Origin of the sequence: Pseudomonas parafulva, from assembly GCF_000800255.1 — a bacterium.
Lineage (GTDB): Bacteria > Pseudomonadota > Gammaproteobacteria > Pseudomonadales > Pseudomonadaceae > Aquipseudomonas > Aquipseudomonas boreofloridensis.
Window position 1 is genome coordinate 651,932 of sequence record NZ_CP009747.1, and the last position, 15,367, is coordinate 667,298.

General features: G+C 65.2%; 16 protein-coding genes. 10 read left to right on the top strand and 6 right to left on the bottom strand.

Going from position 1 to position 15,367, the window contains the following annotated elements; all coding sequences use genetic code 11:
* Positions 1–38: 38 nt before the first annotated feature.
* Positions 39–1,244 (top strand): hypothetical protein, encoded by a 1,206-nt coding sequence (locus NJ69_RS02905; protein WP_039576087.1) that lies wholly within the window; start codon positions 39–41, stop codon positions 1,242–1,244.
* A 10-nt stretch (positions 1,245–1,254) separates the two neighbouring features.
* Here NJ69_RS02905 and NJ69_RS02910 read toward each other — a convergent pair whose 3' ends face one another.
* Together NJ69_RS02910 and NJ69_RS02915 are read right to left on the bottom strand one after the other, a co-directional pair.
* Positions 1,255–1,596 carry a DUF2892 domain-containing protein gene (locus NJ69_RS02910; RefSeq protein ID WP_039576089.1) on the bottom strand — a complete coding sequence of 114 codons (342 nt, stop codon included), beginning with the start codon at positions 1,594–1,596 and terminating at the stop codon, positions 1,255–1,257.
* Between the two features lie 101 nt (positions 1,597–1,697).
* Positions 1,698–2,744, bottom strand: coding sequence for a GlxA family transcriptional regulator (locus tag NJ69_RS02915; protein ID WP_039583062.1), 1,047 nt, complete (start codon positions 2,742–2,744; stop codon positions 1,698–1,700).
* A gap of 256 nt (positions 2,745–3,000) precedes the next feature.
* Between NJ69_RS02915 and NJ69_RS02920 the strand changes: the two genes are divergently transcribed.
* The 5 genes from NJ69_RS02920 (at position 3,001) to NJ69_RS02940 (ending at position 9,111) form a co-directional block, all read left to right on the top strand.
* Positions 3,001–3,720, top strand: coding sequence for a GntR family transcriptional regulator (locus NJ69_RS02920; protein WP_052191972.1), 720 nt, complete (start codon positions 3,001–3,003; stop codon positions 3,718–3,720).
* 94 nt (positions 3,721–3,814) lie between these two features.
* Positions 3,815–5,134 carry an NAD(P)/FAD-dependent oxidoreductase gene (locus NJ69_RS02925; RefSeq protein ID WP_029613709.1) on the top strand — a complete coding sequence of 440 codons (1,320 nt, stop codon included), beginning with the start codon at positions 3,815–3,817 and terminating at the stop codon, positions 5,132–5,134.
* A 186-nt stretch (positions 5,135–5,320) separates the two neighbouring features.
* A complete protein-coding gene (locus tag NJ69_RS02930) occupies positions 5,321–6,649 on the top strand; it encodes an MFS transporter (protein ID WP_039576094.1) in 1,329 nt (442 codons plus the stop codon).
* 64 nt (positions 6,650–6,713) lie between these two features.
* Positions 6,714–7,607 (top strand): dihydrodipicolinate synthase family protein, encoded by an 894-nt coding sequence (locus NJ69_RS02935; RefSeq protein WP_039576096.1) that lies wholly within the window; start codon positions 6,714–6,716, stop codon positions 7,605–7,607.
* 13 nt (positions 7,608–7,620) lie between these two features.
* Positions 7,621–9,111, top strand: a complete 1,491-nt coding sequence (locus NJ69_RS02940; protein ID WP_039576097.1) for an aldehyde dehydrogenase — start codon at positions 7,621–7,623, stop codon at positions 9,109–9,111.
* Positions 9,112–9,165: 54 nt separating this feature from the next.
* Here NJ69_RS02940 and NJ69_RS02945 read toward each other — a convergent pair whose 3' ends face one another.
* Both NJ69_RS02945 and NJ69_RS02950 read right to left on the bottom strand, forming a co-directional pair.
* Positions 9,166–9,636 (bottom strand): RNA methyltransferase, encoded by a 471-nt coding sequence (locus tag NJ69_RS02945; RefSeq protein ID WP_029613706.1) that lies wholly within the window; start codon positions 9,634–9,636, stop codon positions 9,166–9,168.
* Between the two features lie 73 nt (positions 9,637–9,709).
* Positions 9,710–10,081 carry a YajD family HNH nuclease gene (locus NJ69_RS02950; protein WP_029613705.1) on the bottom strand — a complete coding sequence of 124 codons (372 nt, stop codon included), beginning with the start codon at positions 10,079–10,081 and terminating at the stop codon, positions 9,710–9,712.
* A gap of 131 nt (positions 10,082–10,212) precedes the next feature.
* Between NJ69_RS02950 and NJ69_RS02955 the strand changes: the two genes are divergently transcribed.
* Positions 10,213–10,482 carry a hypothetical protein gene (locus NJ69_RS02955; RefSeq protein WP_039576100.1) on the top strand — a complete coding sequence of 90 codons (270 nt, stop codon included), beginning with the start codon at positions 10,213–10,215 and terminating at the stop codon, positions 10,480–10,482.
* Between the two features lie 2 nt (positions 10,483–10,484).
* Here NJ69_RS02955 and NJ69_RS02960 read toward each other — a convergent pair whose 3' ends face one another.
* Positions 10,485–12,530, bottom strand: a complete 2,046-nt coding sequence (locus NJ69_RS02960; protein WP_039576102.1) for a S9 family peptidase — start codon at positions 12,528–12,530, stop codon at positions 10,485–10,487.
* A gap of 83 nt (positions 12,531–12,613) precedes the next feature.
* On the opposite strand from NJ69_RS02960, the gene NJ69_RS02965 reads away from it, so the two are divergent.
* The 3 genes from NJ69_RS02965 to NJ69_RS02975 are packed head-to-tail and all read left to right on the top strand — an operon-like array spanning position 12,614 to position 14,435.
* Complete coding sequence (locus NJ69_RS02965; RefSeq protein WP_039576104.1) at positions 12,614–13,120, top strand: hypothetical protein; 507 nt, start codon at positions 12,614–12,616, stop codon at positions 13,118–13,120.
* A gap of 16 nt (positions 13,121–13,136) precedes the next feature.
* Entirely contained in the window at positions 13,137–13,904 is a 768-nt protein-coding gene (locus tag NJ69_RS02970; RefSeq protein ID WP_029613703.1) for a class II glutamine amidotransferase, read from the top strand.
* Between the two features lie 9 nt (positions 13,905–13,913).
* Entirely contained in the window at positions 13,914–14,435 is a 522-nt protein-coding gene (locus NJ69_RS02975) for a DUF2937 family protein (protein WP_039576106.1), read from the top strand.
* Here NJ69_RS02975 and NJ69_RS02980 read toward each other — a convergent pair.
* Entirely contained in the window at positions 14,432–15,358 is a 927-nt protein-coding gene (locus tag NJ69_RS02980; RefSeq protein WP_029613702.1) for a LysR family transcriptional regulator, read from the bottom strand. The genes NJ69_RS02975 and NJ69_RS02980 overlap by 4 nt on opposite strands.
* Positions 15,359–15,367: the final 9 nt, after the last annotated feature.

A 15,367-nucleotide genomic window follows, 5' to 3' on the forward strand; every position in this document is an offset into this window, starting at 1 on the left:
CCCGGCGTCTGTCCTGTTGCCGAACGAGGAACCTGAATATGCGCCCGTGGTTGTTGCTGCTAGGTCTGCTGGTCAGCGTGCCGGCCTGGGCGAAGAAGGTCGATCTGGATTATCAGGTGCGCCTGTTGCCCAAAAGCGGCCAGGCTGAGGTGCGTGTGACCCTGGCCGATGGCAGCGCCGTGCGCAGCCTGGACTTCGATCTCGGGCGTCAGGGCGTCTACAGCGATTTCCAGGCCGACGGCCAGTGGCAAACGCACGACGGTCGTGGCGTCTGGCAACCCGGTCCCGGCAAGACCCGTCTCAGCTACCGGGTGCAGTTGGACGTCAAACCGGCGAACAGCGCCCACGAATCGCGGATCACGCCACACTGGGCGTTGTGGCGCGGTGAGCAACTGGTGCCGGCTGCACGCCTGGATCAGCAGGACGGCACCGAGCTGGTGGCGCGCCTGAGTTTCGAGCTGCCGTCGGGCTGGCAAAGCGTGGAGACGGCCTGGCCGCGCATCGGCAAGCGCAGGTTCCGTATCGATGACGTCTCGCGGCTGTTCGACCGGCCCACTGGCTGGATGCTGGCGGGCAACCTGGGCAGTCGACGCGCCCGCCTGGGCGATACCGAAGTGACGGTGGCCGCGCCGCAAGGGCAGGGCATGCGACGCATGGACACCCTGACATTGCTCACGTTCGTGTGGCCGCAGGTGCAGGCGGTCTTCCCGCGAACGCCGGCCAAGCTGCTGGTGGTCGGCGCGCGTGACGACGTGATGCGCGGCGCTCGGGCCTCTCACAACTCGCTGTACCTGCACAGCGGCCGTGCATTGATTGGCGAGAACGGTAGCAGTGCGATGCTGCGCGAACTGGTGCAGGTGTTCGCGCAGATCAAGGACCGCGAGCGCAGCGACTGGCTGGGCGAGAGCCTCACCGACTACTACGCCACCGAACTGCTGCGCCGCGCTGGCGGACTCAGCGACGACCGCTACCGCGTCGTGCAAGCACGCTTGCAGAACGACAGCGCCCAGGTAGGCTCGCTGCGCGGCGATCAGGCTGACGCGGCACAGGTGGCCCGCGGCGTGTTGCTGCTACAGGCGCTGGATCGCGAGATTCGTCTGCACACCCACGACCAGCGCTCGCTGGACGACGTCACCCGTGCCCTGATGCGTCTGCCCAGCGTGAGCACGGAGGAATTCGTGCAGATCAGCGAGCGTGTGTTGGGGCGCCAGTCCGACGTCCTGCAGAGCAAACTGCTGCGCTGAGAGGCCGTCCTCAGACTTCGCTGAGTGGATCCTTGCCGGTCACGGTCACTGTGCGCGTGGCCGATTCGGCGCTGTCCTTGAGTGCCCTGAGCTCGGCGGCGCCGCGATCGATTTCGGCGTTCAGGCGACGGTAGTCCGCGCGCTGTTTCTGCAGCCACGCCTTGGCCTGGCACTGGCCTTTGAGCCCACGGGCCAGCGCGAGGCCGCCAACCGTCACCTGCAGCAGGCCGATCAGGCCACCACGGCGCATGCCTTTGCTGACCATCAGTGCACCACCGGCCAGCGAGCTGACGCGTTCCCAGCCTGTGACGTTGTGATCGTGCTCGGCAGCGGGTGAGTGGATATCGAACATGGGGGAATCTCCTGATGGGGTGGGTTCATCAGCTGACCCAGGGGCACGACTGGCGTTCAGTACAATCGCTCAGCGGCCCGTGCGCGTGATGGGCTGCGGACTCAGTGAGCGTGGCTCGCAGGGCGTCGGCCGCCCTTGACGCAGCCCTGGCGTTTTTCCCGAGAAGGCCCATAGCCAAAGAACGATCGATAGCACTTGCTGAAGTGGCTGGCCGAGACGAAGCCGCAGGCGACGGCGACTTCCATGATCGGCAGATCCGAATGTTGCAGCAGGCGCCTGCTTTCGGTGATCCGCAGCTCCAGGTAGTAGCGCACCGGTGTGGTGTTGAGTTGACGCTGAAACAGCCGACCAATCTGACGTTTGGAGCGTCCGACGTATGCCGCGAGCTGGTCCTGGCTGAGCGGCTCCTCGAGATTGGCGCTCATCAGGGTGATCGCTTCGCGCAGCGGCTCGCTGATGTTGGCTTGCGCAGCCGGAGTCGTGCGTCGGTAGCGCGAGGACTCGAAGGCAAGAATGGCTGTGATGCCTTCGGCCAGGGCAGGGCCCCGGCGCTGGCCGATCCACTCCAGCATCATGCTCAACGCACCCGCCGGACTGGCCGCGCTGAGCCGGTCGCGATCAATGCAGTAGGCCTCGCTGCTCACTTGTCCATGGCGCGCAAGTTCGGCGAGCGCCGCGCGATGTTCTGGGTGTACCGCACATCGATAGCCGTCGAGCAGCCCAGCCCGGCCGAGGAACCAGGCACCGTTCCACAGGCCGGCCAGAGCCACCTTTCGGCGGGCCAGTTCCTGCAAGCTGGTCGCCAGATCCTCGGGCAACGTCAACGGGGTCCGTAGCCCGCCACAGATCACCAGCAGGTCCAAGGGCTGGGCCACGCATTCGCTCAGGCTTGCGCTAGGGCCGATCAGGATGGCCAGGTCACTGGTCAGTGCTGCGCTATCCAGGCTGCAGGTGCTGTGGCTGAAGGCGCCGGGCTGGATCAGGTTGGCGGTGACCAGTGCGTCCAGCGCCTGGGTGAAGGCCAACAGGGAAAAGTGCTCCAGCAGCAGGAAGCCTACGTTCAGGCCAGGGCCGCCAGTCTCCAGGTCGGCAGGAATGAAGCGGGAATTGGGGCCATGCAGGGCCGAACCGAACGTTCTCTTGGCAATCAACGTGAGGCGCCTCGCAAAGTGAAAGAGGAGGAAAAAGCGCGCGCGACTGATTGTATTCTTTGTGTATACATTGCGTCGAGGTCTGGCCAAGACGCCGGTTTACCTCGCGCCGACACCCATTTATGGTCAAATAGCGACGCCTTTGTCTGAGGCCGACCCCTCGCCTGATTCGCTGTAGACACATTGTCTAAAGCGTCCCTATATTCGTTATACAAATTGTAGACATAGACCTATGAGCCCTCGAAAAGCCGCCATGAACGTCAGTCACGATGACCACCACGCCCCCACAGTCGGGCCTGATCGCAAGGCGGTGCTGGCCGATGCCCTGCGCCGACGCATTCTGAGCATGGAGCTGGCGCCCGGTGCCGGAGTAGACGAGCTGGCACTGTGCGAAGAATTCGGTTTGTCGCGACCGCCAGTGCGTGAACTGCTGCGTCAGATCGCTGCCGAGGGCTACATCGAACTGGAAGCCAATCGCGCCCCGCGCGTTGCGGCGATGAACCATGACTCTCTGCACAGCTTTTTCCTGGCTGCGCCGCTGATCTACATCGCCACCACGCAACTGGCGGCGACCCATGCCCGTGCCGAAGAAATCGACGAGCTCAAGGGAATACAGGCGCTGTTTCGTGCGGCGATCGAGCAACAGGATGTGGAGAACCGCGTGCTGTACAACGACGCTTTCCACCTGCAGATCGGCAAGATGGCGCACAACGACTACCTGATGCCCAGCCTGCGACGGCTGCTGATCGACCACACCCGCCTGGGCAAGATTTTCTACCGTCACCCGACCACCGATGACATGCAGCGCGACCTGGAGCTGGCCTGCGTGCAGCACGATCAGATGATCGAAGCGATCGAGGGTCGCGATCCACAGACGGCTGGGGAGCTGGTGCGCGAGCACTTCGAGCTGTCCCGGCGCCGCATGGCCGAATACGCGGCACCCCAGGGAATGGAAGTGGCATTGGCCTTGTAGCTGCAGCACTCACCGTCACCCTGGACGCCGGCAGGACGCTGGCAGGGGCGAGCGTGATGAGGAACAGACGCTAACAACAATATCGGGTTCCTACATGACAAAGATCACCTCGTTGCCCGCCGACGACAGCACCTGTGGCTGGTATCACCTCAGCCAAGGCCGCCGCGTCGCGCCTGCCCACAGCGGCCATAGTCAGGCGCGGTGGGTCGTGGTCGGCGCCGGTTTTACCGGGCTTGCCGCCGCGCGTCAGTTGGCTGTGCATTTTCCTGACGATCAGGTGGTGCTGATCGAAGCCCAGGAGGTCGGCTATGGCGCATCCGGGCGCAACGCGGGCTTCGCCATCGACTTGCCCCATGACATCGGCGCTGAAGACTACATCGGTGATATCGCCATCGCCCGCAAGACGCTCAAGCTCAACCTCAGCGGCCAGTCGTTTCTCAAGGAACTGGTCGAGCGCTACGCCATCGAGTGCCAGATGACGCATTGCGGCAAGTACCAGGCCGCTGTCGAGCCACGCGGCATTGCCGTGCTCGAGGCTTACCGCCGCGGCCTGGACCGGCTCGATCAGCCTTATCAGATGCTCGAGGCCGGCGAACTGCCGGAGCACATCGGGACCGATTTTTACCGCCAGGCGCTGTTCACCCCCGGCACGTCCTTGATCCAGCCCTCGGCGCTGGTCAAGGGGCTGGCCGATAACTTGCCGGCCAACGTGACACTTTACGAGCATACGCCGATCACCGACGTGCAGTACGGCGCCAAGACGGTGCTCTCCCATGCGCGAGGGTCGATCACGGCCGATCAGTTGGTGCTCACCACCAACGCCTTTGGTATGAACTTCGGATTTCTCAAAGGCCGCATGCTGCCGGTCTTCACCTACGCCAGCCTGACTCGGCCGATGACGGCGCAAGAGCAGGCGAGCCTGGGCGGCAAGCCCTACTGGGGGCTGATTCCGGCCGATCCTTTCGGCACCACGGTGCGCCGCACGCCGGATAACCGGTTGCTGATCCGCAACAGTTTCAGCTTCAACCCGGACGGTCGGGCCAACGCCAGATACCTCGCCCGGGTCGCCCAGCGGCATCGCCAATCCTTTGCCCGGCGATTTCCGATGTTGCCGGCGCTGCCGTTCGAATACACCTGGGGTGGCGCATTGGCGATGTCGCGCAATCACATGGGGCATTTCGGCAAGTTGGCGCCCAATGTCTACGGTGCGTTGGGCTGCAATGGCTTGGGCGTGACCCGTGGCACGGCGACCGGAAAGTTGCTCGGCGACTGGTTGGCAGGCCAACGCAATGAATTGATCCAGTTCGTCCTCGACACGCCTGGACCCAGTGCCAACCCCCCGGCGCCGCTGGTGTCGCTGGGGCTCAATTTCAATCTGAAGTGGGGGCAATACCGCGCCGGGCAAGAAAGCTGAAGGGCATTGAAGCGTTCGACATCACTTGATATTCGCTGGACTCGGTAAGTCCGGCCTGCACTTTCCATTGCGTGCTGTTTCGGTTCGAAGAACAACTTCGGGCTCCCGTCGCTGACGCCAAGTTCAGTGTCGCGGGTTCGTGCGTCCTGAAAACGGCCTGCGTTCGATATAAGCAGGGGAAAAATAATGACAACGAATACTGTATCAATCGAAGACGTACCGCTTAATCGCTTTCATCAGTGGCTCACCGTGCGTTCCGGCGGTGGCTCTTTCGTCGATGGTTACGTGCTGAGCATCATCGGTGTCGCCATGGTGCAGATGACCGCCGGACTGTCGTTGGACAGCTTCTGGCAGGGCATGATTGCCGCGTCGGCGCTGATCGGCATTTTCTTCGGTGGTTTCCTGGGCGGCTGGCTGACCGACCGTTTCGGTCGCAAGCGGGTGTTCTTCGTCGGTCCGACCCTGTTCATTCTCGCTTCGCTCAGCCAGTTCTGGGTGGAGTCGGCAATGGCGCTGTTCCTGCTGCGCTTCGTGGTGGGCGTCGCGGTCGGTATCGAGTACCCGGTAGCGACTTCGCTGCTGGTCGAGTTTCTGCCCAAGCGCAACCGCGGTCCGCGCCTGGCCACGTTGACCATCCTGTGGTTCGCCGGTGCCGCCTTCGCCTACATGCTCGGCGATTTCCTCTTGCGCCAAGGGGGCGACGATGCCTGGCGTCTGGTGCTGGCCAGCCCGGCGTTGATCGGCGCGCTGCTGTTCGTGGTGCGCATCGGCACGCCCGAGTCGCCACGCTGGTTGCTCAGCAAAGGGCGAGCGGAGCAAGCCGACGCCGTGATTCGCAGCGTATACGGCAACGATTTCAGCCTGCGCAACCTGCCCGAGGAGCCCGAGCAGCAGACGCTGTCGTTTCGCAGCCTGCTGCACTCGGGCTACGGCAAACGCATGATGTTCGTCGCCGTGTTCTGGTCCTGCTCGGTGATCCCGGTGTTCGCCGTGTACGCCTTCGCGCCCAAGGTGCTCGGCGCGCTCAACCTGAAAGGAGACTGGGCCTCGTTCGGCTCGGTGGCGATCACCTTGCTGTTCGTGGTCGGGTGCATCATCGCCACGCGCCTGATCAATGGCATGGGCCGGCGCAGCATGCTGATCCACAGCTTCTTCTGGTCGGGCCTGGCATTGCTGGGACTGGGCGTTTTCCACGCCGGCGCCGAGTGGCTGATCCTCGCCTTGTTCGGTGCCTATGCGCTGTTCATCGGTGGAGCCCAGGTCCTGCAACTGGTGTACCCCAACGAACTGTTCCCCACCGAGATCCGCGCCAACGCCGTCGGCGTGGGGACGTCGCTGTCACGGGTCGGTGCGGCTATCGGTACCTGGCTGGTGCCGATCGTGCTCGATCGCTACGGCATCGCCTTCACCATGTACGCCGCTGCGGCGGTCACCTTGCTCGGCCTGGTCGTGTCCTGGGCGCTGGCGCCTGAAACCCGTTCGCTGAATCTGCAGCAAGCAGCCTCGCTGAGCTGATCCCTCCGGCCGCGCCGGTGTCTCGGTGCGGCCGACACCCTTTGCATTCACAGGAGAACCCGTCATGCACTTCGAAGGTATCTACACCCCTGCTATCACCCCGCTGGCTGCCGATGGCTCGATCGACATGGCTGCATTCGCCGAAGTCCTCGAATACCTGGTCGAGGCGAAAATCCATGGCGTCATCATCGGCGGCTCGACCGGGGAGTACTACGCGCACACTGCCCAGGAGCGGATCGACCTGGCTGCCAAGGCCAAGGACGTGCTCCAAGGGCGCTTGCCGCTGATCGTCGGGACCGGTGGCATTCGCACCGAAGATGCGGTGGCCTTCGCCGAACACGCCAGGCAGATCCAGGCCGACGCACTGCTGGTCGGAACCCCACCCTATGCACTGCCCACCCAGCAGGAAATCGCGTTGCACGTGAAGGCGGTGGACGCCGCCGCCGGTTTGCCGATCATGCTCTACAACTACCCAGGCCGCATGGGCGTGGGCATGGGCGATGCGTTCTTCGACGCCGTGGCTGAAGTCGGAAACATCGTCGCCATCAAGGAAAGCTCCGGTGACATGGGCCAGTTGCACCGCCTGGCGACGCGCCGGCCGCACATCCAGTTGTCCTGCGGTTGGGACGATCAGGCCCTGGAGTTCTTCGCCTGGGGCGCGAAGAGCTGGGTCTGCGCCGGCTCCAACTTCATCCCGCGTGAACATGTGGCGCTGTACGAGGCCTGCGTGGTCGAGAAGAACTTCGACAAGGGCCGCCGGATCATGGCCGCCCTGATGCCGCTGATGGACGTCCTCGAGGGCGGCAAGTTCGTGCAGTCGATCAAGCATGGCGTGGCGCTCAATGGCCTGAAGAGCGCAGGAGTGCGCAAGCCTTTGCAAGACCTCGACGTGGCCGAGCAGCAAGCGCTCGCCCAGGTGGTCAGCGAACTCAAGGCCACCATCGCCAAGATCAATTGAGGAGAACAGGACCATGGCCCCATTGTTGAGCAAGGCCGAATACGCGGCCATCGCTGCCAGATTGCAACTGCGCACGCAGGCGTTCATCGACGGGGAGTTCCGCGATGCGATCGGCGGCAGAACCTTCGTCACCACCAATCCGGCCACCGGCCAGCCACTGGCCGAAGTTGCCGCCTGCGACAGGCACGACGTCGACGTGGCCGTGGCGGCTGCCAAGCGCGTGTTCGAGGCCGGCTCCTGGTCCAAGCTGCAGCCCGGCGAGCGCAAGCGCCTGCTGCTCAGGTTCGCCCAACTGCTGGAGGACAATGCCCATGAGCTGGCAGTGCTGGAAAGCCTGGACAGCGGCAAACCGGTGAGCGAATGCCAGACCGTCGATGTCCCGGAAACCATTCATACCCTGCGCTGGCACGCGGAACTGATCGACAAGATCTACGACGCGACCGCGCCCACCGGCCACGACGCGGTGACGCTGGTGGTGCGCGAAGCCATCGGCGTGGTCGGCCTGGTGCTGCCCTGGAACTTTCCGCTACTGATGCTGGCCTGGAAGATTGCTCCGTCGTTGGCTGCGGGCTGCTCGATCGTGGTCAAACCGGCCAAGGAAACCACGCTCAGCGCCCTGCGTGTGGCGCAACTGGCCCATGAGGCGGGCATTCCGGCGGGGGTGTTCAACCTGGTGCCGGGCGGCGGCCGCGAAGTGGGCGAGGCCATCGGCCGGCACATGGACATTTCGATGGTCAGTTTCACCGGTTCGACCGACACCGGCCGGCTGTTCCTCAAGTACGCCTCGGAATCCAACCTCAAGCGCGTCGTCCTGGAGCTGGGCGGCAAGAACCCTGCGGTGGTCATGAACGATTGCGAGAACCTCGACGAGGTGGCCCAGTTCGTGACCGCCGGAGCTTTCTGGAACATGGGTGAGAACTGTTCGGCGTCTTCGCGGCTGATCGTTCACGAGGACGTCAAGGACGCGCTGCTGGGGCTGATCGGCAAGCATCTGCAGGACTGGAAGCTGGGTGATCCGCTCGATCCGCAGAATCGTTTGGGGGCGATGGTCAGCAAGGCGCACTTCGAGAAGGTCAAGTCGTACCTGGCGTATGCGGCTGAACAGCAGCTTGCTGTGGTTCAGGGCGGGCAAACCCAGGCTGGGGTGTTCGTGCAGCCGACCATCGTCGACAACGTGGGCCGCGACAACCGATTGTTCGTCGAAGAAATCTTCGGCCCGGTGCTGAGCGTGACCAGTTTCAAGACCCTCGACGAGGCGATCGAGATCGCCAACGACACGGTCTATGGACTGGCCGCATCCGCCTATACCGGCAGTCTGCGCAACGCGTTGCGCCTGTCGCGGGAAATCCGCGCCGGTGTGGTGACGGTGAATTGCTTCGGCGAAGGCGATGCCTCGACGCCGTTCGGCGGCTACAAGGAGTCCGGGTTTGGTGGGCGCGACAAGTCGATCTGGGCGCACGATCAGTACACCGAGCTCAAGACCATCTGGATCAACGCGTCGTGAGGAGGTGCCAAGGCGCGCGGTCCGGTGCACGGCGGCGCTGGCCGCTGCGCACCATTACTTGAACTTCGGCCCTGAGCGGGTGTTCAGGCCCTTGGCCAGGCGGTCGTAGAGCACCACGTTGACCGTCGCGGCCAGGTTCATGCAGCCGTGGGTGGGGATGTAGATGGTCTCTTCGCACCAGGCGCGCACGCTGTCGTCCAGGCTGCCGTCTTCGGGGCCGAAGATGTAGATCGCGCGGTCGGGGTGGGTGTATTCCGGCAGCGGCCGGGCGCCCTCGACCAACTCCACCGCCACCGGCGTGCAGCCCAGCGGGATGATGCGCTGCAGATCGTCGATGCCGATCAGCGGGATGTCGTAGTGCACGCGCTTGGTGTCGGTGACGAAGTCGCGGGCGCGCTCGTAGCGCTTGCCGGTGTAGAACACCGAGTTGACCCCGTAGCAGCCTGCGGCGCGCATCACCGAGCCGACGTTTTCCGCGGATTTGGGGTTGAACAGGCCGATGCAGCTGTACCGTTTGTTCGCCACGAGTCGGGGCCCTTCGCAAAAAAAGAGCGCGATTATACGGGCTCGCCGACGTCGTGTGGGCGCGATTGGACGGTCAGTCCTTGTTCATCAGCGCGGCGAGGCCGGCGAAGGGGTTGTGCGTGGCCACGTTGGTCTTGGGCGTGCTCAGCGACCCTTCGCCGAAGTATTGCTGGTCGGTGTAGCGCGAGTGTTCGTTGTCGTGGCAATACAGGCACAGCAGTTCCCAGTTCGAGCCGTCCTGGGGATTGTTGTCGTGGTTGTGGTCGCGGTGGTGCACGGTGAGTTCCGACAGGCGCTTGCCGGCGAATTCACGGGCGCAGCGTCCGCAGACGTGCGGGTACATCTTCAGCGCCTTGTCGCGGTAGCCCATTTCCTTGTCGCGCTTGGCGTCGGCGAGGATGCGGTCGAGACGGGCGGTGGCGGCGGAGGTGGAGGCCGAGCTCATGGTGTTACCTTTATCGTTATCAGGGCTATGACGGTGGTTGCGCTGAGTCTAGCGCGACTGCGGTGCAGCGCACAGGCAAACGCGCGCGATTGGGCGTAGCCTGTAGGCAGGTTCCGGACGGGAGGTGATCGATGTTGCCTGTACTGCTTGCCAGTGTGTGGCTGCTCGCCGCGCCGTGCGCCGCGCTTGCCGGCCAGCCTTCGGGCGGTTTGGCCCCGGTGCCCGGTGCGCCAGGTACGCCCACGCCCACGCCCTATCCACAGATCACCCCGAGCGTGCCGCCTAAGGCCGGCGGCAGCGAGGCCGGCGGGCCGCTGTTGCCGCCCATGCCCAAGCCAGGGCCGCCGAAGGATCAGCCCCTGCCGGGCCTGTCGCCCGCGCCGCCGGTCAAAAGCGACTGACGTTAGCGCGTAACGCCCAGTTCATCGAGCACGAAGGCGTACTCCAGGGCCACGTCGCGCAAGCCCTGGTAGCGCCCGCTCATGCCGCCGTGGCCGGCGCCCATTTCGGTCTTGAGCAGCAGCAGGTTGTCGTCGGTCTTGCGGGTGCGCAGCCGGGCCACCCACTTGGCCGCCTCCCAGTACTGCACGCGGCTGTCGTTGTAGCCAGCCACCACCAGCATCGCCGGGTAGGCCTGGGCCTTGACGTTCTCGTAGGGCGCATAGGCCTGGATGCGCGCGTACACCTCGGGCTCTTCGGGGTTGCCCCACTCGTCGTACTCGGTGACGGTCAACGGCAGCTCGGGGTCGAGCATGGTGTTGAGCACATCGACGAAGGGCACTTCGGCAATGGCGCAACGGAACAGCTCGGGACGCTGGTTGAGCACGGCGCCGATCAGCAGGCCGCCGGCGCTGCCGCCGCTGATCGCCAACTGCTCGGAGCGGGTCACGCCTTGGGCGATCAAGTGTTCGGCGCAGGCGATGAAGTCGTCGAAACTGTTCTGCTTGTGCGCCTGCTTGCCGGCGCGATACCAGGCTTCGCCCAGCTCACCGCCGCCGCGCACGTGGGCGATGGCGAAGGCCACGCCGCGCTCGAGCAGGCTCAGGCGAGCGTGGGAGAACCAGGGGTCCAGGCTTTCGCCGTAGGCGCCGTAGCCATACAGGTACAGTGGCACGCTGCGGCCCAGGTCCTGGCGTCGGCGCACCAGGCTGATCGGCACCTGCGTGCCGTCCGCCGCGGTGGCCCACAGGCGCTGGCTGACGTAGTCGTCGGCATCGAATGGGCCCAGCACTGGCGTTTGCTTGAGCACCTGCTGCGCGCCGTTGGCCAGGGTCAACTGGCGCGCCTGGGCGGGGCGGTTGAGGGCCTCGTAGCGCAGGCGGATAGACGCGCTGGCGAACTCCAGGCTGTCCTGCACGTACAAGCTGTAGGCCGCGTCCGGCAGTTCGACGCGGTAGGCCGGCAGACCCTGGGGATGCACCTCGATGATCGGCAGACCGCCTTCGCGCAGGCTCAGCGTCAGCGCGCTGGCATTCAGGCTAAGGCCTTCGAGCATGATCTCGTTGCGGTGCGGCACCAGCACCTGCCACTGGGCGTGGGTGGGAACCCTGTCGGCGGGCGCATGGAACAGGGCGAAGTTGATGCCATCCTGGTTGCTGCGGATGAACCAGCGCCATTGGCCGTCGAGTTGGCCGTGGTCGGGGAAGTATTCGTGGCCTTCGACCCGTGGCGCCAGGCAGGTGAAGGGCGCCTTGGGCGTCTGGGCATCGAGCACCCAGGCCTCGCTGGTGGTCTTGCTGTTGAGCAGCAGCACCAACTGACGCTCCGAGCTGCTGCGGTAGCAGTGCAGGAAAAAGCGACCGTCCGACTCTTCGAAGACCTGCGTCGCGTCGGCCTCGCCCAAGGTGTGGCGCAGCAGGCGCCAGGGCCGGTGGGTCTCGTCCAGCTCGGCGAAGAACAGGGTGCGGCTGTCGTTGGCCCAGGTCAGGCTGCCGTCGCAGTCGTCGAAGGGCAGGGCGGTGAGGGCGCCGGTGTCCAGATCCTTGACGTACAGCGTGTAGATTTCATCGCCACGGGTGTCCAGGCTGTAGGCCAGCAGGCGATGGTCGGGGCTGACGTTGAACGCGCCCAGGGCCAGGAAGCCGCCCTCGGCCAGGGCATTGGGGTCGAGCAGCAACTGCTCGGCGCTTTCGTCGACCTGCAGGCTGTCGTCGGCCGGACGCGGGCAGCGGTAGTGACGTGGGTACTCGTCGCCGGCGGTGGTGCGGGTGTAGTAGAGGAAAGGGCCCCAGGGCGAGGGCAGCGACAGGTCGGTTTCCAGGATGCGGCCCTTGATCTGCTCGAATAGCTGCTCGCGCAGTTCGGCCTGGTCGGCCAGGCACGCCTGCTGGTAGGCGTTTTCCTGCTCCAGGTAGTCCAGTACCTCGGCGCTGTCGCGTTCCTGCAACCAGGCGTAGGGATCGTGGCCGGGGGCTTGGCGGGCAATGGGGGGCTGGGGTCTGATAGGCATGAAATGTCCCGAGATGGAAAGGGCACCTGTGCCCCTAAAAGTGTTTATCATAGGCGCCTCTTCGCCTGCCTTGCACGGACACCATGATCGAACAAGACTACACACTGGCCTGGGGCCTCTACGCCGTCGCCGCCGTGGGCTGCCTGCTGGTGGCCTTCAAGCTCACCGGCTGGATGTGGCGCTGGCTGCGCGAGCCGCTGCGGGTCTTGGTGGCCGTGCTGCTGTTCAGCCCCACCATCGTCGATCCGGTCAAGGACAGCTTCGCCCCGGCCATTGCCATCACCGCCTTGGACCTGGCGTTCAAGGTGGGCAACAACGCCTGGCGCGCGGCGTCGGACCTGGCCATGTACGGCATGATCGCCTTCGCCCTGTACCTGCTGTTCGTGCTGGTGCGCTGGCCGCTGGAAAAGCGTGCTCGCGAGCGCAAGGCGCGGGCCGAGGCCGCTGCCAGCCGACGCGCCGCCGAAGACGAGGCGATGGTCGACGATGCCCCGCAGGTCGACCTGCGCGACCGCTACCGCAGCGAGCCGCCCGCCCCGGCACCGCGCCGTCCCGCCAATGGCGGCGGTCGCGTCGAACCCCGGATCTGACACGGAGCGCTGGTCGATGTGTGAATTGCTGGGCATGAGCGCCAACGTCCCGACCGATATCGTTTTCAGCTTCACCGGCCTGATGCAGCGCGGCGGGCGCACCGGCCCGCACCGCGACGGCTGGGGCATCGCCTTCTACGAGGGGCGTGGCCTGCGCCTGTTCCAGGACCCGACCGCCAGCAGCGAATCGGAAGTGGCCAACCTGGTGCAGCGCTACCCGATCAAGAGCGAGGTGGTCATCGGCCACATCCGCCAGGCCAACGTCGGCAAGGTCTGCCTGTCCAACACCCACCCGTTCGTTCGCGAGTTGTGGGGGCGTAACTGGTGCTTCGCGCACAACGGTCAACTGGCAGGCTTCGTCGGCGAGAAGACCTTTTACCGCCCCGTGGGCGACACCGACAGCGAAGCAGCCTTCTGCGACTTGCTCAACCGCGTGCGCGAGGCCTTCCCCGAGCCGGTCGAAGCCGAGGCGCTGCTGCCGGTGCTGGTCGAGGCGTGCGCCGGTTACCGTGACAAGGGCGTGTTCAACTGCCTGCTCAGCGACGGCGACTGGCTGTTCTGCTACTGCTCCACCAAGCTGGTACACATCACCCGGCGCGCCCCGTTTGGCGCCGCGCGCCTGAAGGATGTCGACCTGATCGTCGACTTCCAGTCGCAAACCACCCCCAACGACGTGGTCACGGTGATCGCCACCGAGGCGCTCACCGAAAACGAAACCTGGCAGCGCTACACCCCCGGCCAGTGGGCCCTGTGGCGCCATGGCGAGTGCGTCGCCAACGGCTGAGGAGCGAGCATGTTCAGAAGTTACCTGCGGTTGCTGCTGTTCACCGTCGGCCTGCTGGCCGGCATCCAGGTGCCGGGGCTGGTCAAGGACTACAGTCAGCGCGTCGAAGCGCACATGCTCGAGTCGCGCGAGGCCCTGGCGGGCTTCCAGGAAACCGCCGAGCGCTTCTTCAACGGCGATCTGCAAGCGTTGCTGCGGCACTACCGCAGCAGCGACGACCCGGTGTTCAACAGCGATGCCAACAGCATCGAAAGCCTGATGACCCGTAACCAGTTGCTGGAGAGCGAGTGGCAGGCGTTGCAGGGCAACTGGGTCAGCCGTACCTGGCATGTCGTGGCGCAGGCCGATCCGCAGCTTCGCGAGGAAACGCTCAAGGGCTACAGCTACCAGATCCTGCTGGTGCCCGAGGCGATCGGCTGGGGCATCGGTTGCGGGTTCCTGCTGGCGCTGCTGGTCGAGAGCCTGTTGCTGGGCATCGGCTGGGTGATCCTCGGTGGTCGGCGGGGCGCGGTGAAGGAGAGCTGGCGCTAGGCTCTACTTCCCTGCACCAGCACGATCCTGCGCTCGCCCGCCTCCTGCGCGTAGCGCGCCAGCACCTGCCGGCACACGCCCACCACTTCCTCCACCAGGTCCACGCCCGTCTGCCAAGACGCCACCAGTTCCAGGCTCGGCGGCGCCAATAGGCCGTCGAGCAAGGCCAATTCGCCCCGTGCCAGCTCGCTGGCCACCAGCGCCGGGGGCAGTGCAGCGACGCCGAAGCCGTCACGCAGCAGTCGGGTGATCGCCGACACCGAATTCACGCAATTGAGCCGCAACCTGTGCGCGCCCGCCGCCTGCAGCAGGCTGGCGACGTCCTGATGCGGACGCGAGTTGCGTGAAAAGGTGAGGATTCGCTCGCGTGCCAGCTCGGCCAGGTCGGCGTACTCGCGGTGCAGGGCCGAGCCGCTGGCGACGATCCAGCCCATGGGGTAGCGCGCCAGGTCCAGGCTGCGAATGCGTTCTTCACGCAGCAGGTCGGTCTGCAGGATCACATCGACGAAGCCCTTGTGCAGGTGCTCGCGCAGGTTCAGCGCGGTGTCGGCGACCAGTTCGATCTCCACCTGCGGATAGCGCGCGGTCAGCTCGGCCACCAGCGCGCTCATCCAGGTGTGGATCACCGTGTCCATGATGCCCAGGCGTACCCGGCCTACCCGCGTGCGCTCGGCGCCCAAGGACTGCTTCATCGCCTGGGCGGTGTCGAGCATGCGTTCGGCGTATTCCAGCACGCGGCTGCCTTCGGGCGTCAGGCTCACCCCGCGCGAGTCGCGCAGCAGCAGCTTCACGCCCAGGTCGGCCTCCAGCGCGGCGATGCGGCTGGACACCGAGGCCTGGGTGGTGAACAGCTTCTCGGCCGTCAGGCGAAAGCTCTTGAGCCGGGCGACCCAGACGAAAGTTTCGAGAAAGCGCAGGTTCATGGAGGGCTC

Coding starts and splice junctions, on each gene's coding strand:
- NJ69_RS02905 (WP_039576087.1), top strand. CDS start 39: ATGCGCCCGTGGTTGTTGCTGCTAGGTCTGCTGGTCAGCGTGCCGGCC.
- NJ69_RS02910 (WP_039576089.1), bottom strand. CDS start 1,596: ATGTTCGATATCCACTCACCCGCTGCCGAGCACGATCACAACGTCACA.
- NJ69_RS02920 (WP_052191972.1), top strand. CDS start 3,001: ATGAACGTCAGTCACGATGACCACCACGCCCCCACAGTCGGGCCTGAT.
- NJ69_RS02925 (WP_029613709.1), top strand. CDS start 3,815: ATGACAAAGATCACCTCGTTGCCCGCCGACGACAGCACCTGTGGCTGG.
- NJ69_RS02930 (WP_039576094.1), top strand. CDS start 5,321: ATGACAACGAATACTGTATCAATCGAAGACGTACCGCTTAATCGCTTT.
- NJ69_RS02935 (WP_039576096.1), top strand. CDS start 6,714: ATGCACTTCGAAGGTATCTACACCCCTGCTATCACCCCGCTGGCTGCC.
- NJ69_RS02940 (WP_039576097.1), top strand. CDS start 7,621: ATGGCCCCATTGTTGAGCAAGGCCGAATACGCGGCCATCGCTGCCAGA.
- NJ69_RS02950 (WP_029613705.1), bottom strand. CDS start 10,081: ATGAGCTCGGCCTCCACCTCCGCCGCCACCGCCCGTCTCGACCGCATC.
- NJ69_RS02955 (WP_039576100.1), top strand. CDS start 10,213: ATGTTGCCTGTACTGCTTGCCAGTGTGTGGCTGCTCGCCGCGCCGTGC.
- NJ69_RS02960 (WP_039576102.1), bottom strand. CDS start 12,530: ATGCCTATCAGACCCCAGCCCCCCATTGCCCGCCAAGCCCCCGGCCAC.
- NJ69_RS02965 (WP_039576104.1), top strand. CDS start 12,614: ATGATCGAACAAGACTACACACTGGCCTGGGGCCTCTACGCCGTCGCC.
- NJ69_RS02970 (WP_029613703.1), top strand. CDS start 13,137: ATGTGTGAATTGCTGGGCATGAGCGCCAACGTCCCGACCGATATCGTT.
- NJ69_RS02975 (WP_039576106.1), top strand. CDS start 13,914: ATGTTCAGAAGTTACCTGCGGTTGCTGCTGTTCACCGTCGGCCTGCTG.
- NJ69_RS02980 (WP_029613702.1), bottom strand. CDS start 15,358: ATGAACCTGCGCTTTCTCGAAACTTTCGTCTGGGTCGCCCGGCTCAAG.